The sequence below is a fragment of the Nocardia sp. NPDC004278 genome (assembly GCF_053602975.1).
Map to the genome: position 1 here is coordinate 295,126 of NZ_JBSGEQ010000007.1, position 25,070 is coordinate 320,195.

Sequence of the window (25,070 nt, forward strand, 5' to 3'; positions counted from 1 at the left end):
GGGGTTAGGGGCAGGCTCACAGCGGACTGACAGCAAACGCCAAGGCGGTCCACCGGTACGGCTGTGATACTCCCCAGGTGACAGTGACCAGTCCCCCGGCGTCCCTGCCCGATACGACCCCGCCCGACCCGACCCCGCCCGTCTCGGCGACGGCGTTGTCACCCATCCGGCGGTGGGAGCGCATCGGCCTGGTGGTCCTGCTGATCGGGACGGCGGCCGCCTATCTGTGGAATATCACCGTCAATGCCATGGGCAATGGCTTCTACGCCGCCGCGGCATGGTCGGGTTCGCGGGACTGGAAGGCGGTGCTGTTCGGCTCGCTGGATCCCGGAAACTTCATCACGGTCGACAAGCCACCGGTATCGCAGTGGGTGATGGGACTTTCCGGTCAGCTGTTCGGCTTCAGCAGTGCGAGCATGCTCATACCGCAGGCGCTGATGGCGGTCGCGACGGTCGCGATGATGTACGGCGCGGTGACCAGGGCGACCGCGAGCCGCGGCGCGGGGCTGCTCGCCGGTGCCGTCTTCGCGGTGACGCCGGTGGTGGCGCTGATGTTCCGGTTCAACAATCCGGATGCGGTCATGGTGCTGCTGATGACGGCCGGTGCGTACTGCACGATCCGCGCGCTGCGGCAGGCGAGTGTGCGCTGGCTGATGCTGGCCGGGGTGGCGCTCGGCTTCGCATTCCTGGCCAAGATGCTCGAGGGCCTGATGGTGTTGCCCGCGTTGGGCATCGCGTATCTGATCGTCGCACCCACCGCACTGCGGACCCGGCTGTGGCACCTGCTGGCCGCGGCCGGTGCGTTGATCGTCTCGTCCGGCTGGTTCGTACTGCTGACCATGCTGTGGCCGGAGTCCTCGCGACCGTATCTGGCCGGTTCGACCAACAACACCTTCATGGATCTGGTGCTCGGCTATAACGGCTTCGCGCGCTTCCTCGGCCGCAATCACAAGGGCGGCAACCGCTTCGAGCTGCCGCCCGGTTACGAAATGCCGCACGATGCCGGACCGGGACAGGGCTTCGGCGGCTTCGGTTCGGGACCGGACCGATTGTTCACCGGCGAAATCGGTTATGAGATCTCCTGGCTGCTGCCAGCGGCGATCCTCGCCTTCGTGCTGGTGCTCGCGGCACGGTGGCGCGCGCCGCGCACCGATCTGGTGCGTGGTGCGGCATTGACCTTCGGACTGTGGCTGATCATCGATGGCGTCGCCTTCTCCACTATGAAGGGCGGCATGCACGCCTACTACACCCTGGCGATCGGACCTGCCGTTGCGGGAATGTTCGCGCTCGGTGTGCACGAAATGTGGCGTCGCCGCGACAGCGCGTTCGGCCGAATCGGCTCCGCCGCACTCATTTTGACCGCGGGCATATGGGCATTCGTTGTCCTGCAGCGGAATTCGGACTGGCAGCCCTGGCTGCGGTGGACCATCCTCGTGCTCTCGGTGCTCGCGGCGGTCGGGCTGCTCATCGCATCGCTGCCGGCGGCCGGGCGTCGCCGGGCGCGCGACCGGGTGACCTCGGTACTGGTGGTCGCGGGTGTGCTGGCCGGTCTCGGCGGGTCGACGGCATATGCCGTGACGACGCTGCCGCAGTCGCATACCGGCGGCAGTCCGACGGTCGGCCCGGCCCGCAAGCAGAAGCCCGGTCCCGAGAACGAGGCCCAACAGGAGATCCGTCGGTTCATGAGCGGCGACTTCGCGGAGCCGCGATTGGTGAGCATGCTCACCGATACGACGACGCGGTGGTCGGCCGCCGTGGACCGCTCCTCGACCGCCGCCAGCCTCGAATTGGCCAGTCGCACACCGGTTATCGCGATCGGCGGCTTCACCTCCGATGATCCGGTGCCGACACTCGACCAGTTCCAGGAACTGGTGCGCACCCATCAGGTCACCTATTACCTCGCGCAGGAGGTGAAGCTGCCCGATTCCTGGCGGGTCCCGACTCGAGACAATGCCCCGGCGGCGGAGCCCGACGACGAGCTGTGGCGGCCGGTCGGCCACAAGGACATCGGCGACTGGGTGGCCGAGCATTATCAAGCGGTCCACATCGGCAATGTCGCGGTCTACGACCTGACGGCGTCGCCGAGCTAAGGGTTGCGCGGCGGAAAGCGCCGGGCCCAGGGTTCGAATTCGATACGGGCACTGGTGATCACGGTGCTGAGCAAGCGATACCAGCCAGCGATGATGATCAGTTCCAGGATCTGGTCCACGTCGTAGCGTTCGGCCAGCCGGGTCCAGACCTCATCGGAGATATCCCCGGTGTCGTGGAGTTCATCGGCCATGAGCACCAGCACGCTGTCCGCGGCGGTCCACGCCGGATCGTCGGCCGGACCGACCGCGGCGGCGTCGATTTGGGCGGTGGTCAGGCCGACCTGCGGCCCCTGGACCACCGCGTGCACGCCCCATTCGTACTCGGCGCCCGCTCGGGCGCAGGTGCGGTGGATGACGATCTCGCGATCGCGCGGCGACACCCGGCCATGGCCCAGAATTCCCGCGCCAAGTGGACGCATGCGCGCGAAGAGTTCATCGTGCACGGCCAGCGTGCGGAACAGCGCCAGCGGCTCGATTGTGGCTTCCGGTGGCATCCACTTCTTCAGCTGTGCGTCGATAGCGGGTGCGTAGGGCGGGTACAGCGGGGCGATTCGGGGTGTGGATCCGGTGGTCATCGATCGAACCTCGTTAGGCTGGTCTTCATGCTTCGAAAAACAGAGCAAGGACGGTCTCGATGGTAGCTTCGGAATCCGAAGCGGGCAAGACTCCGGTGGTCGGCAAGCCCGTGCGGGGATCGCGCACCGGGCGCCCGATCATGGCGCTGCTGGATCTGCTCGGACGTCGCTGGACGCTGCGGGTGCTCTGGGAGTTACGCGACGGTGCCAGCGTCACCTTCCGCGAATTGCAGGGTCTGACCGGCGGGGTGTCGGCCAGTGTGCTGAACGATCGGCTGCGCGAATTGCGTGCGGTGGCGATCGTGCAGACGGATGCGAAGGGGTACCGCCTCACCGCCGATGGCCTCGAACTGGTCGCGGCCCTCGAGCCACTACAGGTTTGGGTTGAGCGCTGGGCCGACGACGCCTAGGTGCCGAGGCCGCGTTCGAAGCCGCGGTCAGTTGCTCGACAGGGCGACCGACAGTGCGCGGGCCGCCGCGGCCAATCGGCTGGCATCGCCGCGCCGCAGCACCGCATCGAGTCCGGGCAGGTCACCGCGAGCGCCCGATTTACGTGCGCAATCGGCCGCCACCGCAACCACATCGGGCAGGCCGGGCGTCGGATTGCTGGCGAACAGCACAGGCAGGATGGCCGCGAGCAACGGCCAGGTGCGGTGCGCGCCCAACGCGCGACGGGTGTCACGCAGCGAACTCGCGAGGCGCCCGGTCTGGGCGCGCACGGGCAGTGCCCGCGCCAGCAGATCCGGCCGCAGTTCGTTGGCGGTTGCCAGCACAGCCAGTGCGTCGACGCCCGCGGTTCGGTCGCGGGCATCCTCGCTGACGAGTGCGGCCATTACCGCCCGATGCACCCGCGGCCCCTTCGTGCCCGGCAGATTCACGATGCGCGACAACCGATCTCGGTCCACCCATGACATCCACGCCGCTTGGACCTCCGGGATGGGGAGCTGATATTCGGATAGCGGGCTGGAGTGCCCGCGCTCATTCGGAGGCGGGCCCCGCAATGCCGCGCTCAGGTACTTCGGAAACGCGTCGGTCTCCGCATCGGAATGATCACTGCGCAACCAGGCGGCCAGGCGTGCTCCCTCGGGCGGCCGAAGTGCATCGGCCATCAGTAGCACCTCGGGGCGCGCTGTCGGCGCAACCCGCACCAATGCCTGGGCGAAGTCGACCGGGCCTGGTCGCAGGCCCAACTCGGCGTATTCGCGCAGCCGCTCGACGAGTTCGGCGGCATCGATCCCGCCATTGTCAAAGGAGGGCGTGGCCAGTGCGAACGGCGGCAGCACAGCACCTTCCAGCACCAGGGTGCCCCATTCGGCCATGCGGTCGGTCAGCGGTGTGGAGCGGGTGGGGCCGCGCGGCGGATATCGCAGCGCGCCGATGGCAATCGCGGCCAGGGTGCGCATCGACCACGGTTGCCTATCGCACCACCGACGCTGTTGTTGTCGCTGCCACCACGATGGATCCTGTTGCGCCGCAGGCACTTCGTGGTCGATGAGGCGCCCGAGAGCCGTCGACAACCCGTTGCGATCCCGGTAGCTGAACCGGATGACGGCGTCGAGGAAGCGCTCGTCCAGTGACCAGTCGTCGTGCGGTCGTGCTGTCACCCGGCGGTACAGCTCCACCGTCTCCACGACCGTGCTCGCCACCGTGAATCGAGCGAGCGGAGCCCGCGGTGGCAGCGTGAACCGCTCCTCGATCTCCCACGCTCGCGCCGCGTCCGCCAACTCTTCCCGCGTCCGCTCGTCCGCGACCCGCAGTTGCCGGGTGATGATCCGCGCCATCCGCTCACGCAGCCCGATATCCGCGGTCGTCTCGATGGCTTCCGTCAGCACCCGCACGGCCGCCGAGGCGCACCCGGGCTCACCCCGAACTGTCCGATCCAGCCAGCTCAACTGTGCCCGTACCAGCTTCTTCTCCGGTCGCGCGAGCACCGCTCGGGACAGCGATACGACATCCGCGCTGGCGAGCGCGCCCTCGTTGTGCAATTCGGCGAGCACATTCTGCGCATGCGCGGCGGCGGTGGACCGCCCCTCGGTCAACATCCGCGAGTAGAACTCCACCCGCCCGGCGCATTCCGCGACGCTGGCCCGCATCCGCGTGAGTTCCACCAGCTGCCAACGGATCTCGGACGGACGCGCATCCGCACGCAGCAGACTGCTGAGCAGCTGCCCATGTCTGACCGCGCGGTCGGTATCCGCCATGGGCACACCGTAGAGGCGGGGTCCGACAATCTGGGGGTTGACAGCGGGCGGATGAGTGAGTGTATAGTCACTCACATGAGCAGGCGCGGTGTCGTACTTTCTACTTCGGAGATCCGGCGGGATGCGGTGGTCGATGCCGCGATCGCCGAATTCGCACAGGCTGGATATCACGGCACGCCGATCAATACCGTTGCGGCGCGGGCGGATATCTCGCCCGCCTACGTGTTCAAGCTGTTTCCAGGCAAGGTCGCGCTGTTCGTGGCGGCGCTGGATCGGTGCTACGAACTGGTGGAGCGGGCGCTGTCGGCGGGCGCTGCGCGGGTGGACGGCGCGGCCCCCGATGCGATCCTGTACGAGATGGGCGCGGCGTATGCGGAACTGATCACCGACCGAAACCTGTTGATGCTGCAGGTGCACGCGCAATCGGCGTCCGATATCCCGGAGGTCGCCGAGGCGGTGCGGCGTGGGCTCGAGCGGGTGACGACCTTCGCGAAGACGCGATCCGGGGCGGCCGATGACGCGGTGCAGCGCTTCATAGCCTACGGCCAACTCTGCCATCTGATCACGACGCTCGGATTGGACAGTATCGAAAGCGATTGGGCGCGAATGCTGAGCGCCGGTATCCGTCACGTCGATCCGAAGCACTGAAGAAACTTGTTGCCCCTTCGTGGGGCACTCTTTTTGACCACCGAGTGACTGTCCAGTCACTCACTCGATGAAAATCAACCGAGAGGACACCGAAAATGAACACCCTGGCGACCCAGATCCTGCTGCCCGGCCCCGTCGAACCGTCGGGTCTGCAGATCACCCACCGCGAACTGCCCGCACCGGCCGATGGCCAAGCCATGGTGGCCGTCGAGGCGACCGGTATCTCCTTCGCCGAACAGCAGATGCGCCGCGCGAAGTACTACGACCAGCCGCCGTTCCCGTTCGTCCCCGGCTACGACCTGGTCGGCACGGTGACCGCAATCGGGTCGAATGTCGATTCGACGCTGCTCGGCCGCCGTGTCGCCGCACTGACCAAGGTCGGCGGCTGGGCCAGCCATATCGTCCTCGACGCCGCCGACCTGGTCCCGGTTTCCGACGGACTCGATGCCGCGGAAGCCGAAACCTTCGTCGTGAACGGCATCACCGCATGGCAGATGCTGCATCGCATTGCCAAGGTACGCAGCGGCGCAACGATTCTCGTGCACGGTGCCAATGGCGGCGTCGGCTCGACGCTGGTCCAGCTCGCGCGTCACGCCGGAATCCGGGTGCTCGGCACGGCATCCACCCGGCACGCCGAAGCCGTTACCGCACTGGGTGCCGAGGCCATCGACTACCGCGGTGACGTGGTGGCGCAGGTTCGTGCGCTGGCGCCGGGCGGGGTCGACGCGGTCTTCGATCACGTCGGTGGTCCGGGCATCGTCGATTCGTTCGGCCTGCTCGCGCCGCACGGCACGCTGGTCTCCTATGGCACCGCGGCCACCAAGGACGATCCCGGCAACTCGCGTCTCCCGGTACTCGCCCTGGTGGGCCGCCTGATCTGGTGGAATCTGTTGCCCAACAAGCGGAATGCGCACTTCTTCAACATCTGGGCGGGAAAGCGCAACCGCGCGCGGTTCCGCACCGAGATCGCCGCGGATCTCAGCGCGGTATTCGACCTGGCCGCGGCCGGAATCCTGCGGGCGCAGGTGGCCGCTCGCATCCCGCTGTCCGAAGCCGCCCGCGCAATGGAACTCGCCGAATCCGGAACCGTCACCGGCAAGGTCGTCCTCGTCCCCTGACGCTGTTGCCCCGGCTCACGCCCCGGTCGTTGAGCCGGGGCGGACGATCATCAGCACCGTGACGACGGTCCAGAGGAGATTGAAGATGCCGGTGAACATGGCCAGCTGGGCGGTGCTGGGGACGGGCTGGGATGCGGTGCCGGAAAGCGCGGCGAGGATGCGGGTTTGATCGGGCAGGATTGCCAGGGCGAGGATTCCGGCGGCCGCCCCGGTCAGAGCAATGGAGATGGTCAGCCAAGTATCGGTCAGGACACCGAGACTCGCCGCGGTGGCCAGACCGAAGACCGGGACGGCGAGGCCGATGGCGGCATAGACGCGGCAGATGCGATGCAGGGTGCGGGCGGCGACCAGGTGGTGTTGGTCGGCCGGGGTGGCGAATGCCCGGCGTGCGGCGGCGGGGAACATGCTGGCGGCCACCGTCACCGGGCCGATGGCGATAATGGCGGCCAGGACATGCAGGGAGAGTAGAAGTTTCGTCACGTGCCGCGGCTCACCGGGCGACGGCGGGAGTGCGGCCCGCGTTGCGCCAGACGGTGCCGCGGCGCTTGGTGTCCGGCCATTGGTCCTTCGGTCCTTTGGGCATTGTGCCGACCGCGCCGGGGACGACGATCAGGTCCGCGCGGTCCGGATCGAGTCGGGCTGCGGCATCGAGCGAAATGGCGGGGATGCCGCTGGGCACCCGGCGTGCACCCTCGGCGGAGACCGATTCGACGGTCACCCCGCCGTCGGACACCAGACGTCCGGCATCGAGCACCGCGAACGGTGCGATGACATCCAGTGGGTCGAATCCGTCGAACAGTACGAACTGGGCGAGCACCCGAATCAGCTCCTTCTCATGTCGGTGCTGCCGACGGTAGTGATCGGGGAGCGGCACGGGAACTGGCGAAATTGCCATATGTCAACAGATTCTCGCCAAGCCGGTTGAACTGCAATTATGGGTAATCTGCGAGGTCAGCGCATTTGGCGGGAATCCGGTGACCGCCTACGGTATCGGCATGCACACCGTGGCCGTCCTCGCGTTGGACCAGGTCCTGCCCTTCGACCTCTCCACGCCGATCGAATCCTTCACCCGCTGTCGGCTGCCCGATGGCCGCCCGGCCTACCGGGTGCGCGTCTGCGCCGTCACACCGACCGTCGAGACCGAACTGTTCACCATCCGGGCCCGCTGGGGACTCGAGGCATTGGCCGAGGCCGATACGGTCATCCTGCCCGGCTGCGCGGATCCCGCCGCGCCGGTCCCCGCCGATGTCGTCGCGGCCCTGCGCGCGGCCGCGGCGAATGGCACCCGCATCGCCTCGATCTGTGTCGGTGCCTTCATCCTCGCCGCTACCGGACTGCTCGACGGGTTGCGCGCCACCACACACTGGGTGGCCGCCCCGACGCTCGCCGCCCGCTACCCCGCGATCGATGTCGACCCCGATGTGCTCTACGTCGATAACGGCCAGTTCCTCACCTCCGCGGGTGCCGCCGCCGGAATCGACCTGTGCCTGCACATGATTCGCCGCGATCACGGTTCGGCAGTGGCCGCCGATGCCGCTCGCCTCGCGGTGATGCCGCTGGAACGTGAAGGGGGACAGGCGCAGTTCATCGTGCACGACCAGCCGCCGACGCCGCAGGGCGCGTCGATGGAACCGCTACTGCGCTGGCTGGAGGAGAATGCGGCGAAGTCCCTCACGCTGGAAGATGTTGCGGCCCAGGCCGGTATGAGCCAACGGACCCTCAACCGCCGCTTCCGCGAACAGACCGGCACCACCCCGCTGCAGTGGCTGCACCGAGCCCGCATCCGTCAGGCCCAATACCTGCTCGAAGCCACCAACCATCCGGTCGATCGCATCGCCACCCAGGTCGGATTCGGTTCCCCCACCGCCTTTCGCGACCGCTTCAAACGAGTCGTCGGCACCAATCCGCACGCCTACCGCACCGCCTTCCAGAGCCTCGCCCGCTGACCGGCTCGGCTCGCGAAACTGACGGTTCCAACCGGACCGCCACCCTGGAAACTGGCCGCGGTGCTGGCCGGGCATGCCGGTCCGGCGCTGCTCGACAGCTATGACGCCGAGCGGCGTCCGGTCGCGACCACCACCATGGCGCAGGCGCTGCTTCGATTGAAGGCCCCAGGGCTGCACTGGGATTCCAGCCCGGCCGCCGCCGCCGAGCGCGCGGTACTCGGCATCATCAATGCTCCCGTCGTGCATATGGGCTATCGATACGATTCGGCGGCGGTAATCGCACCGGAGCCCGCGCTGCCATCGACCGAGAACATCGAACTCGTGCTCGACGGCACACCGGGATCCAGGCTTCCGCACGCCTGGGTGGAGCGCGACGGCACCCGAGTCTCCACCCTCGACCTCGTGGCATCCCATTTCACGCTGTTGGTCGGTCCGGACGGTGCGACGTGGCTGCGTGCCGCACGCGAGGTTGCCGACCGTCTACTCATACCTCTGCGCGCGACGGTGATCGATACGCCGGACTGGTTGCGGCAGGTCGGAATTCCCGAGCAGGGCGCTCTCCTCGTGCGACCCGATCAGATGATCGCCTGGCGCGCGCCGACCACGCCGCCGGATCCGGCCGATGCGCTCGGCCGAGTGCTCACGCGCATCCTCGCCCGCACTGGGGGCTAGCCCACCTGGCTGTTTCGGATCGGCGCGTGGGGGAAATCTCAGACATGTCAGGCACCGAGCACCCAGCCTGAGATCGAAATGTGAGGTACCACCATGACAGCGGAAGGGCCGTGGGAAATTCCCCCGCTCGACGACGCGCCGGATATCGCCCGCGCGCCCGAGCCGCAGCCGGGAATTACGTTGGCGGACGCTAGAAATTGGCCCGGATTCGTCCTGCTGATCATCGGCGGACTCGTCGCAATCGCCGCCGCGGTGATCGCGGCGGTCGGATACCCCGGCGCGGCATTCACTTTCGCGCTCGTCGCAATCGCCGCATCGCTCAGCGGCGTGGCGCTCGTATTGTTCGAGCGTCGCGGCCACCGCCCGCACCGCGGGACGCGGACACCGCCGTCGCAGCCGACCATCCCGCCGGGCGCCTGATCGCCTGTGTCAGTGGCCTTTACAGGCATCCTCGGCAATGTTCTTGGTGGCGTTGAACTTATCGATCGCGGCATTGAGGGTATCGGTCGGCGCGTGCCGATCGAGGGTGTCGGCGAGTGCGTTGGTGTCGTCGCGGTAGCTGCGCAGCGGAGTCGCGACGGCCAATGGCACCTCGGAGGTCACCTTCGCATCGATGGTGCGCGCGTTATTGCGCAGCGCGGTGACGGCGTCATTGGCCTTGGAATTGGTCTCCGGGTCGTTGATGCCCTTGCTATTGCTCGCATCGATGTAGTCGTTGAAGGTGCTGATCGAGCTGCTGTTCGCGGTGGCGAAGGTGTCGCACGCGGTTCCGGTCGCCCGTTCGGCCGCTGCCGCGCGCGAGGAGGATGCGGCCACCGACGACGCCGTGACCTCGGAGGTGTATGCGGCGAGTTCGGTCTGGTCGACCTGCGCGCTGCCGGTGATCTGCTTCGAGCATGCGCCGATGGTCAGGACACCCGCTGCGGTCGCGGCCGCGGCGGCGACGAGGCCCGCACGTTCTAGACGTCGCATGTCGGTTTCCCCTCTCTCCTCCGAACACCCGGCCGCTGGAGGCGCGAAGGAGGCCGGACGTAACGACCGTACTTGTTCGTGCCCGCCGACGTCAGCCGAGCGCGGCCAGATCGATGACCAACTGATATCCAGCGCACACGATGACGCAGGTCAGAGTGGAGGATCGGCACCGGAGCACACCGGGACGTGCCGGTCCCGGTGTGCTCCGGTTGCGCTGGATCAGCGCTGGCCGAGCAGGCCGCGCATGGTGTCGATTTCGGCCTGCTGGGCCGCGACGATCGCGGTGGCGAGTGCCTTCGCATCCGGGTTGACGCCGTTGGCGAGTTCGGTGTTCGCCATGGTGATCGCGCCGTTGTGGTGCTCGATCATCAGTTCCATCCACTGCCGGTCGAAGTCGGCCCCCGATGCCGCCGCCAGCGCGTTCATCTGCTCGTTCGACATGATGCCCGGCATTGCCGAGGCGCTGGGCATGGTGGTCATACCGGGCATGCTGGTCATGCCGGGCATTTGCATGGTGCTGGTCATACCGGGCATCTCCATGCCGTGTCCGCCGTGTCCGGTGCTGCTCGGCGCGGGCTTGCCGAAGCTCTCGAGCAACTTGGTGATCTGCTCCATTTCGGGGGACTGTGCCTTCTCGATATTCGCGGCGAGCGCGCGCACCTGCTCGTTCTGGGTGCGGCTCGGGACCAGCCGCGCCATCTCGACCGCCTGTGCGTGATGCGGGTACATCATCTGCAAGAAGGTCACGTCGGCGTCATTGAAATCGGTTCGGGCGGCGGGCGTTCCAGAGCTGGCCTGGCTCGACGACGAGCCGTGGTCCGCGTTCGGCGATTCGCTATTGCTACAGCCCGCGGCGAAAAGCGCTGCGGCGGTGCTGGTTACGGCAATGGCGAGGGTGATTCGGTTTCGGGTGATGAACATGTCTGTGCTCCTGAGGAATGGCGAATAAACGGTTTCGGACAAGGCAGCAGCCGCGACCGTGGTTGCGGGCGCGGTGGGCCTGTCAGATCCGCAGAATCGACAATTCGGCCAGGGACAGCACGGTCCACGGTGGTGCGCGTTCGCGCATCGGCCGCCACTGGCGCGGTTTCGACACACCGCCACCCGGGCGATCGAGGGTGATCCAGTAGAGCAGGACGAGCATCAGAGCCAGTGCCACGGCCGTCAGGATGAAGACGCACGCGTGCATGCCGCCGTGTGCGTTGCCGCAACCGTCGTCGGTGCAGTCCGATCCGGTGGTCGCGTCGTGCTCGGCAGGCATCGCCATTGTCATCGTGCCGTGGTGGTGGTCGGCGGGCGTGGCGACGGTGAAAACCCCGGCGTGCATGGCCACGATCCCCGCGAGCAGCACCAGCACACCGAGCGCCCGGACGAGTCCGGTGGCGCGCGGAGACAGGTGCTGTTCGACCACGCCGTCATTCTAGAGCGGCCCGGACGGGCGATCGTTGATACCCCCTGGCCGTATCGACACCGGCTATGCGGTCGCGATATCGATCACCAGCCGGGTGGGATTCGTCAGCGTGCTGACCGCGAAGTTCGGGCGATCGGCGTTCACCCCGATGAACGATTGGGTGGTGCCCTCGAAGACGGTGGTCCGGTAGACGCCCGCGATCGCGGGCGCGCTGGGGTCGGTGGCCGGATCGGGACCGGAGTACGGCGTCACACCGCTGTCGAACGGATAGGCCGAACCCGTGATCTGGACCTCCAGAATCGAACGGCCCGCGACATCGATGACCTTGCCGCTGCCGTCCTGGATGGCCTGCTCGGTGTACTGCACGATCCAGCCGGGTGTGCCACCGCCGCCGAATTCGTAGACCACGCGGTCGAATCCGGGATGATGTCCGATCCGCAGGTCGGACACGGTCACGCCCGCGCCATTGGACGGGGCACCGCGCTTGGGCAGGGCATCGCGCGGTGCGCTCTCCGGCGCGTCGGTGAATGTGCCGGTCGTGGTCGGCGCGGTGGTGGTGTTCGGGCCGGATCCACCGTCGCCGCAGCCGACGAGCACCATTGCCGCGGCGGCGGCCATCAGCACCATCCTGTTACGCATGTGGCTGATGGTATTGGCCCTCGCCTGTGCTGCCCGGGATTTGCCACAACCCGGTGTAGCCACCGGGGTGTCGCTGATATGCCGGGTCGGACGCGATGTATCGGCAACGATCTAGCACACTTGAGGTGTGGAAGATGTCGAGGATGTACTTGGCCGATTGCGGCGGTATCCGGATGTGGAGGCGCGCAACCTCTATGCCGTCGATGCCGCCGACCGGCTGATTCTCGACGTGGCCGCGGACGCCATCGATGCCGCTGGCAGCGGCCGGATCACCGTCATCGGCGACGCCTACGGTGCGCTCACCCTCGGCGCGATCGCCGGGCACGACCTGAGCGCTGTCCGGGTCCATCAGGATCTGCTCACCGGCGAACTCGCGCTGGCCAACAACGCCCGCGCGCTCGGCCTCACGGATCGCTATACCGCACACGCGCTTTCCGAAGAGTTGCTCGCCGATGCCGAGGTCGTCCTGCTGCGCCTGCCGCGCATGCTCGCCGGACTGGCCGAGGTCGCCGATGCCATCGCCCGCTACGCGGACCCCGGGGTGGTCGTCGTCGCGGGCGGGCGCGATAAATACCTGACCAAATCCATGAACGACACACTGGCCGAATCGTTCTCGCACGTGCGTGCGAGCCGGGGGCGGCAGAAGTCCCGCACGCTATTGGTGAGTGGTCCGAAACCCGTTGCCGCGCCGCCATTTCCGGTGCGCGAGCGGATCGACGATATCGATATCGATGTGGTCGCGCACGGCGCCGCGTTCTCCGGCGCCAAATTGGATATCGGAACCCGGTTCCTGTTGCAGCACCTCAAGTGGATGAAACCCGATGCCCGCGATGCCATCGATCTCGGTTGCGGCACCGGCATTCTGGCCGTCGCACTGGCCAAGGCGCGGCCCGGCATCCGCGTCATCGGCACCGATCAGTCGGCGGCCGCGGTGGCCTCGGCGCGGGCGACCGCCGAGGTCAATCGGGTTGCCGATCGGGTGACGGTGGTGCGCGACGATGCCATGTCCGCGGCCGCGGACAATAGCGCCGATCTGGTGCTCTGCAATCCGCCGTTCCACGTCGGCGCGGCCGTGCACACCGGATCGGCGATCAAGATGTTCGCCGAGACCGGCCGGGTATTGCGGCCCGGCGGTGAGCTGTGGACGGTGTACAACTCACATTTGAACTATCGCGGTGTGGTCCAGCGCATGGTGGGCCAGACCGAGGTGATCGGCCGCAATCGGAAATTCACGGTCACGCGATCCGTGCGTGGACTGCGTGACGTCCAGCGATAGTAGAGTCCGATTTGTCCGTACCGAAGGGTTGCTCGGGAACTCGAGCAGGCCGACACACGTTGGACAACCTAGTTGGATATCGAGCGACCGGCTCGATAGACACGGCTCGGGACCGATCTTCGAGCGACCGGCAAGTAGGCGCTGGCGATCGGCCACGGCGACGTGGACCACGACTCCAGAAAGGCATTCACGGTGCGCACCACTAGCAATCCGGTATTCCGTCAACTTCCTCGGCAAGAGGGCGGTGGCTATGCCAACTTCGGGTCAGGGGTGACGGGCGCGGGCCAGATGGGCCAGCAGTACGGCCAATACCCGCAGTACCCCCAGTATCAGCAGCCGTACCAGCAGGCCCCGACCACCCGGGCCATGACCATCGACGATGTGGTCACCAAGACTGCTATCACCCTCGGTGTGGTCGCGCTGTCGGCGATCGTGTCCTACGGCCTCACCAATGCCAATACCGCGCTGGCCCCGCTGTTCGTCATCGGCGGCGGTCTGATCGGTTTGGTGCTGGTGCTGGTCGCGACCTTCGCAAGGAAGATGGACAACCCGGTCGTCGTGCTGTCGTACGCGGTCTTCGAGGGTCTGTTCGTCGGCGCGCTGTCGTTCATGTTCACCAATATCGAATTCGGCGGCGTCGGTGGCAGCGCGATGATCGCGCAGGCCGTGCTGGGCACCTTCGGTGTCTTCGCAGGCATGCTGGTGGTCTACAAAACCGGCGCGATCCGGGTCACCCCGCGCTTGACACGCATGGTCGTCGGCGCGATGTTCGGCATCCTGGTGCTCATCCTCGGCAATGCGATCGCCAGCTTCTTCATCGACGGCGGCCTCGGCCTGCGTGACGGCGGCCCGCTCGCCATTGTCTTCAGCCTGGTCGTCATCGCGGTCGCCGCGTTCAACTTCCTGCTCGACTTCGACGCCGCCGACCAGCTGATCCGCGCCCAGGCTCCGGAGAAGGCCGCCTGGGGTGTGGCCCTCGGCCTGACCGTCACCCTGGTCTGGCTCTACACCGAAATCCTGAACCTGCTCAGCTACTTCAACAACGACTGATCCGGTACTTCAATAACGCGACTGATCCGGCCACCCGGGTCCGGCGCTGACGATACGGCCCCAGTTGCCTTGGTATTCCAGGCCACTGGGGCCGTTCTCGCTGATCGGGGGAGCTTGTGTGGATCAGGCGGCGATCCCGAGCCCCGTCGCGATGACTGGAACCATCTACAGCAGCGGGCAGGGAATCCTGGCGTGTTCGCTGAGAAGTCGAAACCCGGGTGCGCACTGTGACATCCGCGAGCGGACGCGGATTCTCCGGGCCGATCGATACCACGGCGAGCAGCCCTGATACGCCAACGGCTCCCCATCTCCATCGAGATGGGGAGCCGTTGAAGCGATTTGGCGAGTTACCCGATCAGCTCAGGCGCTCGATGACCATCGCCATGCCCTGGCCGCCGCCGACGCACATGGTCTCCACACCGAACTGCTTGTCGTAGGTCTGCAGGTTGTTGAGCAGCGTGGTGGTGATGCGGGCGCCGGTCATACCGAACGGGTGGCCGAGCGCGATCGCGCCGCCGGAGACGTTCAGCTTGTCCTCGTCGATCTTCAGCGCGCGCGCCGAGCCGAGCACCTGCACCGCGAAGGCCTCGTTGATCTCGAACAGGTCGATATCATCGACGGACTTGCCCGCCAGCGCGAGCGCCCGCTTGACCGCCTCGATCGGGCCCAGGCCCATGATCTCGGGGGACAGACCGGAGACGCCGGTGGACACGATGCGCGCCAGCGGGGTGAGGCCGAGTTCCTTGGCCTTGGTGTCACTCATGATGACCAGCGCGGCCGCACCGTCGTTGAGCGGGCAGCAGTTACCGGCGGTGACGGTGCCGTCCGGACGGAACACCGGCTTCAGCTGGCTCACCGCCTCGTAGGTGACTCCGGCGCGCGGGCCGTCGTCCTTCGAGATCACGGTGCCGTTGGGCAGCGTGATCGGGGTGATCTCGCGCTCGAAGAAGCCCGCCTTGATGGCCTCCTCCGCGCGGTTCTGCGAGCGCACGCCCCAGCGGTCCTGCTCCTCGCGGGTGATGCCGGTGAACGACGCGACATTCTCGGCGGTCTGGCCCATGGCGATGTAGGCGTCCGGGATCAGGCCGTCCTCGCGCGGGTCGTGCCAGATGCCGGCGCCGCCCTCGGCGGTCTTCGCGGTGCGGGCCTCGGCCTCGGCGAACAGCGAGTTCTTGGTGTTCGGCCAGCTGTCGGCGGAGCCGTTCTTGTAGCGGGACACCGTCTCCACGCCGGCGGAGATGAACACATCGCCCTCGCCCGCCTTGATGGCGTGGAAGGCCATCCGGGTGGACTGCAGCGACGAGGCGCAGTAGCGGTGCACCGTGGTGCCGGGCACGAAGTCGTAGCCCAGCTGCACCGCGACGATGCGGGCGATATTGAAGCCCTGCTCGCCGCCGGGGGAGCCGCAGCCGAGGATCAAGTCGTCGATCTGGGCCGGATCCAGAGCCGGCACCTTGTCGAGCGCCGCGCGCACGATCTGGGTGGTCAGATCGTCGGGCCGCATATCGACCAGCGAACCCTTGGCTGCCCGGCCGATGGGGGAGCGGGCGGTCGAAACGATAACTGCCTCAGGCATGAGGGCTCCTTATGTACTCGCTGCTCAGTTTTGTACTGGCACCTCTATGTGTACCGAATCCGCTGAGCGGGACATCCGCCACCCCGGTGATTCGACGAGTCGGCGCAGCCGGGCGGTGATGCCGCGACGTTCGGCAGAGCAGGCCTGAGGTGATTCCGAGCGCCGCTGTGCGAGTGCCGTCACCAGGATCGGCAACAGATGCGCGGCGGCCAATGCGTAGCCGTCGGCAGAAGGATGGAAGCCGTCGTCGGCGAAGAGCCGGTCCGGCGCGGTGAGGAATTCCGGCCCGAGATCGCCCATCGGCACTGGGCTGCCGCCCGCGGTGTGGGTGACCGCGAACTGTGCCTTGGCCAGCCGGACGCTCCAGTTGTGCACGATGGTGCGCAGCGGCTGCGGAATGGCGCCGACGGTGCCCAGATCCGGACAGGTGCCGACCACAACGACGCTTCCGGCCGCATGCAGCCGCGCGACGGCCACGCCCAACCTGCGCGCCGATGCGGATATCGAATGCTTCTTGGTGATGTCGTTCGCGCCGATGAAGATGACCGCGGCATCCGGCGGCGGCCCCGCGACGAACATGGCGTCGACCTGTCCGGCCAGCCCCTTCGAAGTCGCACCGGAGATCGCCTTGGTGCTCAACCGGATCCGCATGCCGGTGGCCTCGGCCAGCCCGCGGGCGATGCGCACGCCCGGTACCTCTTCGGCGGTGACGCAGCCCACGCCCGCGGCCGTGGAGTCGCCGAAGACCATCAGGTGGACGTCGACCGGCCGACCGGGACGCCACGGCTCAGGGACGTCGCATCCGGCCGAATAGATACCGTCGGCCTCGGGCGGTTTGCTGGTATCGCGCCCGATCAGACCGCGCGCTGCTCCCGCCTGCGCCATGAGAAGTCGATACGCGGCCCAGGACGCGGTGCCCGCACTGGATCCGGCCAGCACGGTAGCCATACCCGTCACCGCGGCTGTCCGCCAACTGATTCGAGGTGCCACGACTAGAAATAGTACGTGTTGATCGGCGGCCTGCGGTCGGTCGAACTGCGCCGTTCTGCTCATCCGATATGTGGCTCCGGCACCGTATCGGTGCCCGTCGCCGCGTGGCGGGCAACCGCACGCCGGACTGCCACTTCGGCGCGGCGATCAAGTCCCGGCCAGCGGGATCAGGCTGGCACGTCGAAGGTGCCGTGCGCCGGGACGCTCGCGGTGTCGGTGGTGACGGTGACCTCGACGCGCCCCGGACCGGTGTCCTGGAACAGCGCGTACTGAATGCTGCCGTAGAGACCGGTGACCACGTTGTTCTCGTAGACACCCGTCGCGCCGGTGCTCAGATTGCGCCACGTGACGGTGGTGCGGACCTCGCACAGCGGGGCCAGCGGATAGTCGCCGGGGCCCAGACCCGCCGCCGGATTCGCGCGCACATTGAGAATGGCCCGGCCCGGCCACTCCGAACTGGTATCGGCCCAGGTGCGGATGCTCGTCCAGCAGACGCCGCCGCGGGCCAGCGTTGGCACCTGCGGGAATTCGACGGTCGCGGCATCGGCTTGCGCCGCGCCAACTCCCACGGCGAGTGCCGCTCCGGCGAGAACTGTTGCGGCGCGAGCAATGTTCGGCTGCCTCATGGTCGCGATCCTAGGCAAGTGATCGGCCTCAGGTGCATTTGTCACGCAAAACCGTCCGAGGCGACGTGCGCGAACTCACAGTGTCGGATCCGCGACATCCGCGGTGCACTGCGTGTTGTGCTGTGCGTCCGCCAGCGTGCCTGTTGCGAACGCCGTGAGAGGGATCTGTGTGACGTTCGTTGTGCTGCTTTCTCGACCGCCGTCGGGGCTGACCTGTGACGGTGCTCTGCGGCGGATACGCCGCACCTGCGGGCCCCGTTGTGCGGGCTGCGGGACCGGTCGTGGTGCCCTGCGCGGTTTCGCTGTGCTGCTGTCTGCGGGTCCGTTGTGCAGACCGCGGAGTCGGATTTGTGATATTCGCGGTGCCCGACGCGCCGTACGCTGCGCATCCGCCTCCGGGACCATCGCGAACGCCCTGGAAGTCCTTCTGCAACGATAGGGGGCATGCGCATCGCTGATCATGTCGTTGACCTCATCGGCAATACGCCGCTGGTTCGGTTGAACTCGGTGGTGGGGCCCAACGCTGGCATCGTCGCGGCCAAGATCGAATATCTGAATCCGGGCGGCAGCGCCAAGGACCGCATCGCGGTGAAGATGATCGAGGCGGCCGAGGCCTCCGGTGCCCTGCGGCCCGGCGGCACCATTGTCGAGCCGACCTCGGGTAATACCGGTGTCGGGCTCGCGCTGGTCGCGCAGCAGCGCGGCTACAAGTGCGTATTCGTCTGCCCGGACAAGGTCAGCGAGGATAAGCGCAATGTGCTGCGCGCCTACGGCGCCGAGGTGGTGGTGTGCCCGACCGCGGTGCCGCCGGACCACCCGGACAGCTACTACAGCGTCTCCGATCGGCTGGTCCGCGAGATCTCCGGTGCGTGGAAGCCGGACCAGTACTCCAATCCGGGCGGCCCGGACAGCCACTACGAGACCACCGGCCCGGAGGTCTGGCGCGATACCGACGGCAAGGTCACCCACTTCGTCGCGGGCGTCGGCACCGGCGGCACCATCACCGGCACCGGCCGGTATCTGAAGGAGGTGTCCGGCGGCAAGGTGAAGATCATCGGCGCGGATCCGGAGGGTTCGGTGTACTCCGGTGGCACCGGTCGGCCGTATCTGGTCGAGGGCGTCGGCGAGGACTTCTGGCCCTCGGCCTACGACCCGGCCGTGCCCGACGAGATCATCGCCGTCTCCGACGCCGACTCCTTCGATATGACCCGCCGCCTCGCGCGCGAGGAGGGTCTGCTGGTCGGCGGCTCCTGCGGAATGGCGGTGGTCGCGGCCATCGAGGTCGCGCGCCGCGATCCCGATGCGCTGGTGGTCGTATTGCTGCCCGACGGCGGCCGCGGCTATCTGTCCAAGATCTTCAACGACCAGTGGATGAGTTCCTACGGCTTCCTGCGCGACCGTCTGGACGGCACCGCGGAACCGCTGGTCGGTGATGTGCTGCGCGGCAAGTCGGGCGCGCTGCCCGATCTGGTGCACACCCATCCGTCGGAGACCCTGCGCGATGCGATCGAGATCCTGCGCGAATACGGAGTTTCGCAGATGCCGGTCGTCGGCGCCGAACCGCCGGTCATGGCGGGTGAGGTCGCGGGCAGTGTCACCGAGCGCGATCTGCTCTCCGCGGTCTTCGAAGGCCGTGCGCATCTGACGGATTCGGTGGCCCAGCATATGAGTCCGTCGTTCCCGCTGATCGGTTCGGGCGAACCCATTTCGGCCGCGACCAAGGCACTGTCGGATACCGACGCGTTGATGGTGGTCGAGGACGGCAAGCCGGTCGGCGTGATCACCCGGCACGATCTGCTCGGGTTCCTCAGCACCTGATCCAGCTGAATCCACCTGGCTCGGTCGCCACTGAGTCGCCCGTCGGTCGTCGACGTGACGGATCCGTGGCATTGGCCGGGCACAGGTCGGCGAGCGCGTTTTCGGCCGTTGCCGTGGCACTGTTCGGCTCGGCGTTGTTCGTAGATCCGGTGCTGTCAGGGTCTGTACCCGGCATCAACACCCGGGGCCATCAACGCCTTGCCAGCCACGGCCGAGGGTATGGGATGACGGGCTCGGATTCGATCCCGCCGTATTGCCGCACGTCTTCCGACGCTTCGCGCGTGGCCACGGACAGGGCCACGGACTCGGGCTCGCGCTGGTGCGCTCGATCGTCGCACTGCACGACGGGCGGGCCGAGGCGGTCAACCGGGCCGAGGGTGCGGCCACCAGAGCCTGCACCTGCTCTCGATGTCCAGCGGCGACTGTCGCCGGTACTCGGTTGCTATGCGGATCGACGCGTGCGCGAATTGTCTTGTGCGGCACCGATGATGAGGTCGCTCCACTGGTCGGCGAGCAGTGCGAGGCGGTACCAGGCGGCGTGTACGCGATCGTCGGAGACCTTTTCGGCGGTGTGCAGCAGATGGCTGGCGTGGGTGTAGGCGGCGGCCATCCGATCCAATGTCGCGCCAATGGATTCGGCCCGGATATGTGCTGTCGATCGCCGCTGCGGCACCCGGGTGATCACCCAGGTGTCGATAGCCGAGACGAGTTCGGCTCGGCGGCAATCGATTCCGGCGGTGGCGAGTGGATCGTCGTGCCGCTTCCTGTGCAGATCCGCGAGCACGCGCGCCAGCGGAACAAGCGGATGTTCCGAACCCGGTTCGGGCGGATGCCCGCCGAATGCGCCGATCAATTCTCGTTGGTCCGGAAGCATTTTCGCGCCCTCGATGATCGGCGCGCGGTCACGGACGAACATTATGGGCCCCCAGATCTGACGACGGCATGAACATGGTGCACCTCCGAATAAGCGGTCGGTGCACTCGGATTCGCCGCGTTGATCCGGGACGCTGTACGGCTCCGATGCTGTGAGGCCTTCCCGAAACCGAGTGCCGTTACAGCTTCGCTATCCGCCTTGGCGAATCGGTGACATGAAGATGGCACAGCGATGACAGGTAGTAACAATGTTCTCAACTTGGTGCGAGCGGCGCTGTGAAATGTGCCGACCAGTCCGGAATACGCCGAATTCGCCGGTTCCCCAGCATGATTCGCTGGCACAAGGCTCGAATGCCGCCAGCATGGATGTCAGCGCCCGCTGATCCGGTCCGACGAAGGCGGCCGCGGCCGAGATCGTCTCGAACATCCGGTCGTTCATACCGATCGCGGAGGAAGATGTGCGCTGAAGAGTCCGGATGGATCGAGCTTCCGGATCGGATCCACAGTGGCCGAATATTTTTCGGGATCGACGGTATGCACCCACGGACTGTCCACCGTCGCCCGCAGCAACTGCGTCGCAGCCCGGCGGCCTCGACACGGCCACGCGTCGCGCTCGAGGGTGCCTGCCCCGGCAACCGCCGACGCCCCCAAGATGTGGACAAATGATCACCATGCGCTGATGCAGGCAAACGCCGAGAGCTCCCTACATCAGCGCATTCTCGTCGGTTTAGCGGAAGGCGTTGGAGTTGGTGAGGGATTTGCCTAGGACTAGTTGGTGGACTTCGGCGGTGCCTTCGTAGGTGAGGACGGATTCTAGGTTGTTGGCGTGGCGGAGGACTGGGTAGTCGAGGGTGATGCCGTTGGCGCCTAGGATGGTGCGGCATTCGCGGGCGATGGCGATGGCTTCCCTTGTGCTGTTCAGTTTGCCTGCGCTGATCTGTTCGGGGAGGACCTTGCCGGTGTCCTTGAGTCTGCTGATCTGTAGTGCGAGTAGTTGGCCCTTGCCGTATTCGAGGGCCATATCGGCGAGCTTGGCCTGGGTGAGTTGGTAGGCGGCCAGGGGTTTGTCGAAGACTTCTCTGGTTCGCGCGTATTCGATGGTTGCGGCCAGGCAGTCGCGGGCGGCGCCTAGTGCGCCGAAGATGATGCCGAAACGGGCCTCGCTCAGGCAGCCGAGGGGGGAGCTCAGTCCGCGGGATTGCGGGAGGACCGCGTCCCCGGGCAGGCGCACGTCGTCGAGGTCCAGTTCCGCGGTCACCGAGGCGCGCAATGAGAGTTTGTGATGCATTTCGCGGGCGGTGAATCCCGGCGTGCCCGCGGGTACCAGGAATCCGCGCACCACCTGTTTGCCCTCATCCTCGGTCTGTGCCCACACCACTGCGATATCGGCCACCGAGCCATTGGTGATCCACATCTTCGAGCCATTGAGCACCCAGTCGGTGCCGTCGCGCTTGGCCCTGGTCCGCATGCCGCCCGGATTGGAGCCGAAGTCCGGTTCGGTCAGGCCGAAACAGCCGAGTGCGCGCCCCGCCGCCATATCGGGCAGCCAGCGCTCTTTCTGCTCTTCGGAGCCGTATTTGTGGATCGCGGTCATGGCGAGCGAGCCCTGCACCGAGACCATGCTGCGCACGCCCGAATCGACCGCCTCGAGCTCCTGGCAGGCCAGACCGTAGGCGGTCGCCGAAAGGCCAGCGCAGCCGTAGCCCTCCAAGTGCATGCCGAGCAACCCGATATTGCCGAGTTCCGGCGCAATCTCGCGGGCCGGGAACGTTCCCGCCTCGAACCAGTCCGCGATATGCGGTCGCAACCGCTGGTTGGCGAACGTGCGGACGGTATCGCGGATCTCGCGCTCGTCCTCGGTCAACAGGGCATCGATCGCGAACAGTTCATCAACGCTGAGCATGAGCTCAACCTACCGCCGCACCCGCGCCGAAACCCCGGATCGGTGCACAACGCTGATCCGGCCGATAACCCGCCGATCGCCCGACGCTAGGCTGACCCCATGAGTGAGCTGGGATTCTCCACCAGAGCCGTGCACGCCGGATACGACCCCGAAGCCCGGACCGGTGCGGTGAACGTGCCCATCTACGCGAGTTCGACGTTCGCCCAGGACGGGGTGGGCGGGCTGCGCGACGGCTACGAATACGGCCGCACCGGCAACCCGACCAGGACCGCGCTGGAAGCGAACCTTGCCGCGCTCGAATCGGGCCGCTATGGACGGGCATTCGCCTCCGGTATGGCCGCCACCGACTGTGCGCTGCGGGCGACGCTGCGTCCCGGCGACCACATCGTCATCCCGGATGACGCCTACGGTGGCACCTTCCGGCTGATCGATAAGGTCTTCAGCCAGTGGGGCATCGAACATTCGCCCGCCCATGTGTTCAACGTCGACGAAATGCGCGCCGCGATCCGGCCGAATACCAAGCTGATCTGGATCGAGACCCCGACCAACCCGCTGCTGAGCATCGGCGATATCCCGGCGCTCGCCGATATCGCGCACACCGCGGGCGCGAAACTGGTGGTGGACAACACCTTTGCCACGCCGTATTTGCAGCAGCCGCTGCTGCTCGGTGCCGATATCGTCACCCATTCGACCACCAAGTATCTGGGCGGGCACTCCGATGTCGTCGGCGGCGCGCTGATCACCAATGATCCGGAGCTCGACGCGGCATTCGCCTTCCTGCAGAACGGCGCGGGCGCGGTGCCCGGTCCGTTCGACGCCTTCCTCACCCTGCGTGGCACCAAAACCCTCGCGGTGCGGATGGATCGGCACTGCGACAATGCCGAGACCATCGCCGAATTCCTGACAAGGCATCCGGCGATTTCACAGGTCATCTACCCCGGCCTGGCCGAACATCCCGGCCACTTCATCGCCGATAAGCAGATGAAGCGCTTCGGCGGCATGATCTCGGTCCGGCTCAACGGCGGCAAGGACGCGGCACACGAGTTCTGCTCGCGCACCAAGATCTTCACCCTCGCCGAATCGCTCGGCGGTGTGGAATCGCTGATCGAACACCCGGCCGCGATGACACACGCCTCCACCGCTGGCTCGCAGCTCGAGGTGCCGGACGATCTGGTGCGGCTCTCGGTCGGCATCGAGGACGTCAGCGACCTGCTGGCCGATATCGAACAGGCGCTCGCGAGCTAGGCATGCATATCCCGAACGGCGGCCGCATCCGGATCTCCCGGATGCGGCCGTTCGTTTCGGGACCGGTGTCGGGATGCTCCGGCCGAGCCGGTCCCGACCCCAGATCAGCTGTGGTAGGGCTCCGCGCTGACCAGCGTCACCTTCATGGTCTTGCCATTGGGCAGCGTGTACTCACGGGTGTCACCGACCTTCGCGTCGATGAGCGCGCCGCCGAGCGGCGAATTCGGCGAGTAGGTCTCGAGCTTGGAATCGTTGAGGCCCTCTTCGCGGGTCGCGATCAGGAAGGTCTCGGTGTCGGACTCGTCGCCGTCGTAATAGACCTTGACGACCGAACCCGGCAGTGCGACGCCGGACTTGGTGGGCGCAACGCCGACCTTGGCGTTGTTCAGCAACTCCTGCAGCTGCCGGATGCGCGCCTCCTGCTGACCCTGCTCCTCGCGCGCGGCGTGGTATCCGCCGTTTTCCTTGAGGTCGCCCTCTTCGCGGCGCTCGTTGATCTCAGCAGCGATGACCGGACGATTAGCGATGAGCGCGTCGAGTTCACCCTTGAGCCTGTCGTGCGACTCCGGGGTCAGCCAAGTCACTTGCGTCTCAGTCATCTCGATCACTCCCTAGTAGTTGTTCCCGGCCGAGACCGGGCTCCCTGATCCGCTGCAGTGCCCACAGGGGGCGGGCACGCACCAGCCGACGGCTAGTGCCATCCTGGGGAAGTTCATCGAACCCCGACAGGCCTCAGGTCCGGCGAACTCACACACCCGGAACTGACAGCGCTGGCCGCCAATGCAGCAAACACGGCTCCGTGCCCCGGAACCGTGTATCACGCCATTTTAGCATGAATCGCAAACATGCAGGTCGGCGTTCGTTTTGTGGACGCCGTGCTGGGGTACCGCCCGGGATCAGCCCGCCCGAAGGTACTTCGGGACGTCATCGCTGCAGCCGTAAATGCTGCTCGAGACCGGCCGCTCGGCGGCGCGCACGGTGGTCGTCAGCTCGATGGTGCCGCTGCCGGATGGCTCGATCAGCACCTCGCGGCGGCCCAACTCGGATCCGTCCCTGGCCATCGCGCGCACGAAACACACCACCGGCCGCTGCGGATCCTTGCGGGTGACCTTGAGGTGCACCGAGATCGTGGAATCGTCGACGACGGTGTAGCCGAGCTGTTCGGCGTCGATATCGGTCGGGCCGTACTTCTGGAAACCGATATATGCGACCACGAGACCCGCGGCGAGTACGACCGCGCCGAGTGCGAAAGGAATCCAGCGGCGCCTCGGGCGTGGCGTCGTACCGTACCGGTCGGCACGTCGGTCGGCGGGCGCCGAAGCGGCGGCACCGGGCGTATCACTCATGGTGTATCGCTCCCGGGGGGTACGTCGGAACAAAAGTCTGTCGAATGGAACTATAGGGACAGCAGATCGGACCCCGGCGGCGGAGATACGAGGTA

26 protein-coding genes and 1 pseudogene are annotated in these 25,070 nt (G+C 66.8%); 12 read left to right on the top strand and 15 right to left on the bottom strand.

From position 1 onward, the window contains the following. The first annotated feature begins 83 nt into the window (after positions 1-83). A complete protein-coding gene (locus ACWEO2_RS14060; protein ID WP_452405700.1) occupies positions 84-2,090 on the top strand; it encodes an ArnT family glycosyltransferase in 2,007 nt (668 codons plus the stop codon). Here the strand turns inward: ACWEO2_RS14060 and ACWEO2_RS14065 are convergent. After that, positions 2,087-2,665 (bottom strand): carboxymuconolactone decarboxylase family protein, encoded by a 579-nt coding sequence (locus ACWEO2_RS14065; RefSeq protein ID WP_452405649.1) that lies wholly within the window; start codon positions 2,663-2,665, stop codon positions 2,087-2,089. The genes ACWEO2_RS14060 and ACWEO2_RS14065 overlap by 4 nt on opposite strands. A 59-nt stretch (positions 2,666-2,724) precedes the next feature. Here ACWEO2_RS14065 and ACWEO2_RS14070 point away from each other — a divergent pair, with 59 nt between their 5' ends. Further along, positions 2,725-3,075: a winged helix-turn-helix transcriptional regulator gene (locus ACWEO2_RS14070; protein WP_355176723.1), complete on the top strand. Its 351-nt coding sequence runs from the start codon at positions 2,725-2,727 to the stop codon at positions 3,073-3,075. 27 nt (positions 3,076-3,102) lie between these two features. Here ACWEO2_RS14070 and ACWEO2_RS14075 read toward each other — a convergent pair whose 3' ends face one another. After that, positions 3,103-4,866: a hypothetical protein gene (locus ACWEO2_RS14075; RefSeq protein WP_452405650.1), complete on the bottom strand. Its 1,764-nt coding sequence runs from the start codon at positions 4,864-4,866 to the stop codon at positions 3,103-3,105. A gap of 75 nt (positions 4,867-4,941) precedes the next feature. Here ACWEO2_RS14075 and ACWEO2_RS14080 point away from each other — a divergent pair, with 75 nt between their 5' ends. Beyond that, positions 4,942-5,514, top strand: coding sequence for a TetR/AcrR family transcriptional regulator (locus tag ACWEO2_RS14080; RefSeq protein WP_354951493.1), 573 nt, complete (start codon positions 4,942-4,944; stop codon positions 5,512-5,514). Between the two features lie 95 nt (positions 5,515-5,609). Further along, on the top strand, positions 5,610-6,632 hold the full coding sequence (locus ACWEO2_RS14085; RefSeq protein WP_452405651.1) for a medium chain dehydrogenase/reductase family protein: 1,023 nt from the start codon (positions 5,610-5,612) through the stop codon (positions 6,630-6,632). Between the two features lie 15 nt (positions 6,633-6,647). Here the strand turns inward: ACWEO2_RS14085 and ACWEO2_RS14090 are convergent, their stop codons facing one another. Together ACWEO2_RS14090 and ACWEO2_RS14095 are read right to left on the bottom strand one after the other, a co-directional pair. After that, on the bottom strand, positions 6,648-7,112 hold the full coding sequence (locus tag ACWEO2_RS14090) for a hypothetical protein (protein ID WP_452405652.1): 465 nt from the start codon (positions 7,110-7,112) through the stop codon (positions 6,648-6,650). 10 nt (positions 7,113-7,122) lie between these two features. Further along, positions 7,123-7,527: a hypothetical protein gene (locus ACWEO2_RS14095; RefSeq protein WP_452405653.1), complete on the bottom strand. Its 405-nt coding sequence runs from the start codon at positions 7,525-7,527 to the stop codon at positions 7,123-7,125. Between the two features lie 100 nt (positions 7,528-7,627). Between ACWEO2_RS14095 and ACWEO2_RS14100 the strand changes: the two genes are divergently transcribed. From ACWEO2_RS14100 to ACWEO2_RS14110, 3 genes are all read left to right on the top strand, one after another. Beyond that, the gene (locus tag ACWEO2_RS14100; RefSeq protein WP_452405654.1) at positions 7,628-8,578 is read left to right on the top strand and encodes a GlxA family transcriptional regulator; all 951 of its coding nucleotides are present in this window, start codon (positions 7,628-7,630) and stop codon (positions 8,576-8,578) included. Between the two features lie 51 nt (positions 8,579-8,629). Then, a complete protein-coding gene (locus ACWEO2_RS14105) occupies positions 8,630-9,250 on the top strand; it encodes an aromatic-ring hydroxylase C-terminal domain-containing protein (protein WP_452405701.1) in 621 nt (206 codons plus the stop codon). A 93-nt stretch (positions 9,251-9,343) separates the two neighbouring features. After that, positions 9,344-9,670, top strand: coding sequence for a hypothetical protein (locus ACWEO2_RS14110; RefSeq protein ID WP_452405655.1), 327 nt, complete (start codon positions 9,344-9,346; stop codon positions 9,668-9,670). 9 nt (positions 9,671-9,679) lie between these two features. Here the strand turns inward: ACWEO2_RS14110 and ACWEO2_RS14115 are convergent, their stop codons facing one another. The 4 genes from ACWEO2_RS14115 to ACWEO2_RS14130 all read right to left on the bottom strand — a co-directional run bounded on the left by ACWEO2_RS14115 (position 9,680) and on the right by ACWEO2_RS14130 (position 12,272). Further along, a complete protein-coding gene (locus ACWEO2_RS14115; protein WP_452405656.1) occupies positions 9,680-10,222 on the bottom strand; it encodes a hypothetical protein in 543 nt (180 codons plus the stop codon). A gap of 219 nt (positions 10,223-10,441) precedes the next feature. Continuing rightward, on the bottom strand, positions 10,442-11,143 hold the full coding sequence (locus ACWEO2_RS14120; protein ID WP_452405657.1) for a DUF305 domain-containing protein: 702 nt from the start codon (positions 11,141-11,143) through the stop codon (positions 10,442-10,444). Between the two features lie 82 nt (positions 11,144-11,225). Further along, the gene (locus ACWEO2_RS14125; RefSeq protein ID WP_452405658.1) at positions 11,226-11,633 is read right to left on the bottom strand and encodes a DUF6153 family protein; all 408 of its coding nucleotides are present in this window, start codon (positions 11,631-11,633) and stop codon (positions 11,226-11,228) included. Positions 11,634-11,696: 63 nt separating this feature from the next. Then, positions 11,697-12,272, bottom strand: a complete 576-nt coding sequence (locus tag ACWEO2_RS14130; RefSeq protein ID WP_452405659.1) for an AMIN-like domain-containing (lipo)protein — start codon at positions 12,270-12,272, stop codon at positions 11,697-11,699. Between the two features lie 127 nt (positions 12,273-12,399). On the opposite strand from ACWEO2_RS14130, the gene ACWEO2_RS14135 reads away from it, so the two are divergent. Together ACWEO2_RS14135 and ACWEO2_RS14140 are read left to right on the top strand one after the other, a co-directional pair. Next, a complete protein-coding gene (locus ACWEO2_RS14135) occupies positions 12,400-13,548 on the top strand; it encodes a methyltransferase (protein WP_452405660.1) in 1,149 nt (382 codons plus the stop codon). A 192-nt stretch (positions 13,549-13,740) separates the two neighbouring features. Beyond that, positions 13,741-14,598, top strand: coding sequence for a Bax inhibitor-1/YccA family protein (locus ACWEO2_RS14140; protein ID WP_452405661.1), 858 nt, complete (start codon positions 13,741-13,743; stop codon positions 14,596-14,598). A gap of 355 nt (positions 14,599-14,953) precedes the next feature. Here the strand turns inward: ACWEO2_RS14140 and ACWEO2_RS14145 are convergent, their stop codons facing one another. The 3 genes from ACWEO2_RS14145 to ACWEO2_RS14155 all read right to left on the bottom strand — a co-directional run bounded on the left by ACWEO2_RS14145 (position 14,954) and on the right by ACWEO2_RS14155 (position 17,790). After that, positions 14,954-16,174 (bottom strand): acetyl-CoA C-acetyltransferase, encoded by a 1,221-nt coding sequence (locus ACWEO2_RS14145; protein WP_354951516.1) that lies wholly within the window; start codon positions 16,172-16,174, stop codon positions 14,954-14,956. A 24-nt stretch (positions 16,175-16,198) separates the two neighbouring features. Next, the gene (locus ACWEO2_RS14150; RefSeq protein WP_452405662.1) at positions 16,199-17,122 is read right to left on the bottom strand and encodes an SGNH/GDSL hydrolase family protein; all 924 of its coding nucleotides are present in this window, start codon (positions 17,120-17,122) and stop codon (positions 16,199-16,201) included. Positions 17,123-17,331: 209 nt separating this feature from the next. Further along, positions 17,332-17,790, bottom strand: a complete 459-nt coding sequence (locus ACWEO2_RS14155; protein ID WP_452405663.1) for a hypothetical protein — start codon at positions 17,788-17,790, stop codon at positions 17,332-17,334. 444 nt (positions 17,791-18,234) lie between these two features. Here ACWEO2_RS14155 and ACWEO2_RS14160 point away from each other — a divergent pair, with 444 nt between their 5' ends. Further along, positions 18,235-19,608 carry a cystathionine beta-synthase gene (locus ACWEO2_RS14160; protein ID WP_452405664.1) on the top strand — a complete coding sequence of 458 codons (1,374 nt, stop codon included), beginning with the start codon at positions 18,235-18,237 and terminating at the stop codon, positions 19,606-19,608. Positions 19,609-19,678: 70 nt separating this feature from the next. After that, a pseudogene (locus ACWEO2_RS14165) lies at positions 19,679-19,969 on the top strand (ATP-binding protein); the annotation flags it as partial. An 81-nt stretch (positions 19,970-20,050) separates the two neighbouring features. Here ACWEO2_RS14165 and ACWEO2_RS14170 read toward each other — a convergent pair. Together ACWEO2_RS14170 and ACWEO2_RS14175 are read right to left on the bottom strand one after the other, a co-directional pair. Further along, complete coding sequence (locus ACWEO2_RS14170) at positions 20,051-20,524, bottom strand: DUF4254 domain-containing protein (RefSeq protein ID WP_355176741.1); 474 nt, start codon at positions 20,522-20,524, stop codon at positions 20,051-20,053. Between the two features lie 684 nt (positions 20,525-21,208). After that, a complete protein-coding gene (locus ACWEO2_RS14175) occupies positions 21,209-22,384 on the bottom strand; it encodes an acyl-CoA dehydrogenase family protein (protein ID WP_452405665.1) in 1,176 nt (391 codons plus the stop codon). Positions 22,385-22,483: 99 nt separating this feature from the next. Between ACWEO2_RS14175 and ACWEO2_RS14180 the strand changes: the two genes are divergently transcribed. Continuing rightward, positions 22,484-23,629, top strand: coding sequence for a cystathionine gamma-synthase (locus ACWEO2_RS14180; RefSeq protein WP_452405666.1), 1,146 nt, complete (start codon positions 22,484-22,486; stop codon positions 23,627-23,629). 104 nt (positions 23,630-23,733) lie between these two features. Here ACWEO2_RS14180 and greA read toward each other — a convergent pair whose 3' ends face one another. Then, the gene (gene greA, locus ACWEO2_RS14185; protein WP_040695247.1) at positions 23,734-24,228 is read right to left on the bottom strand and encodes a transcription elongation factor GreA; all 495 of its coding nucleotides are present in this window, start codon (positions 24,226-24,228) and stop codon (positions 23,734-23,736) included. Between the two features lie 297 nt (positions 24,229-24,525). Continuing rightward, entirely contained in the window at positions 24,526-24,975 is a 450-nt protein-coding gene (locus ACWEO2_RS14190) for a DUF4307 domain-containing protein (protein WP_452405667.1), read from the bottom strand. Positions 24,976-25,070 lie beyond the last annotated feature (95 nt).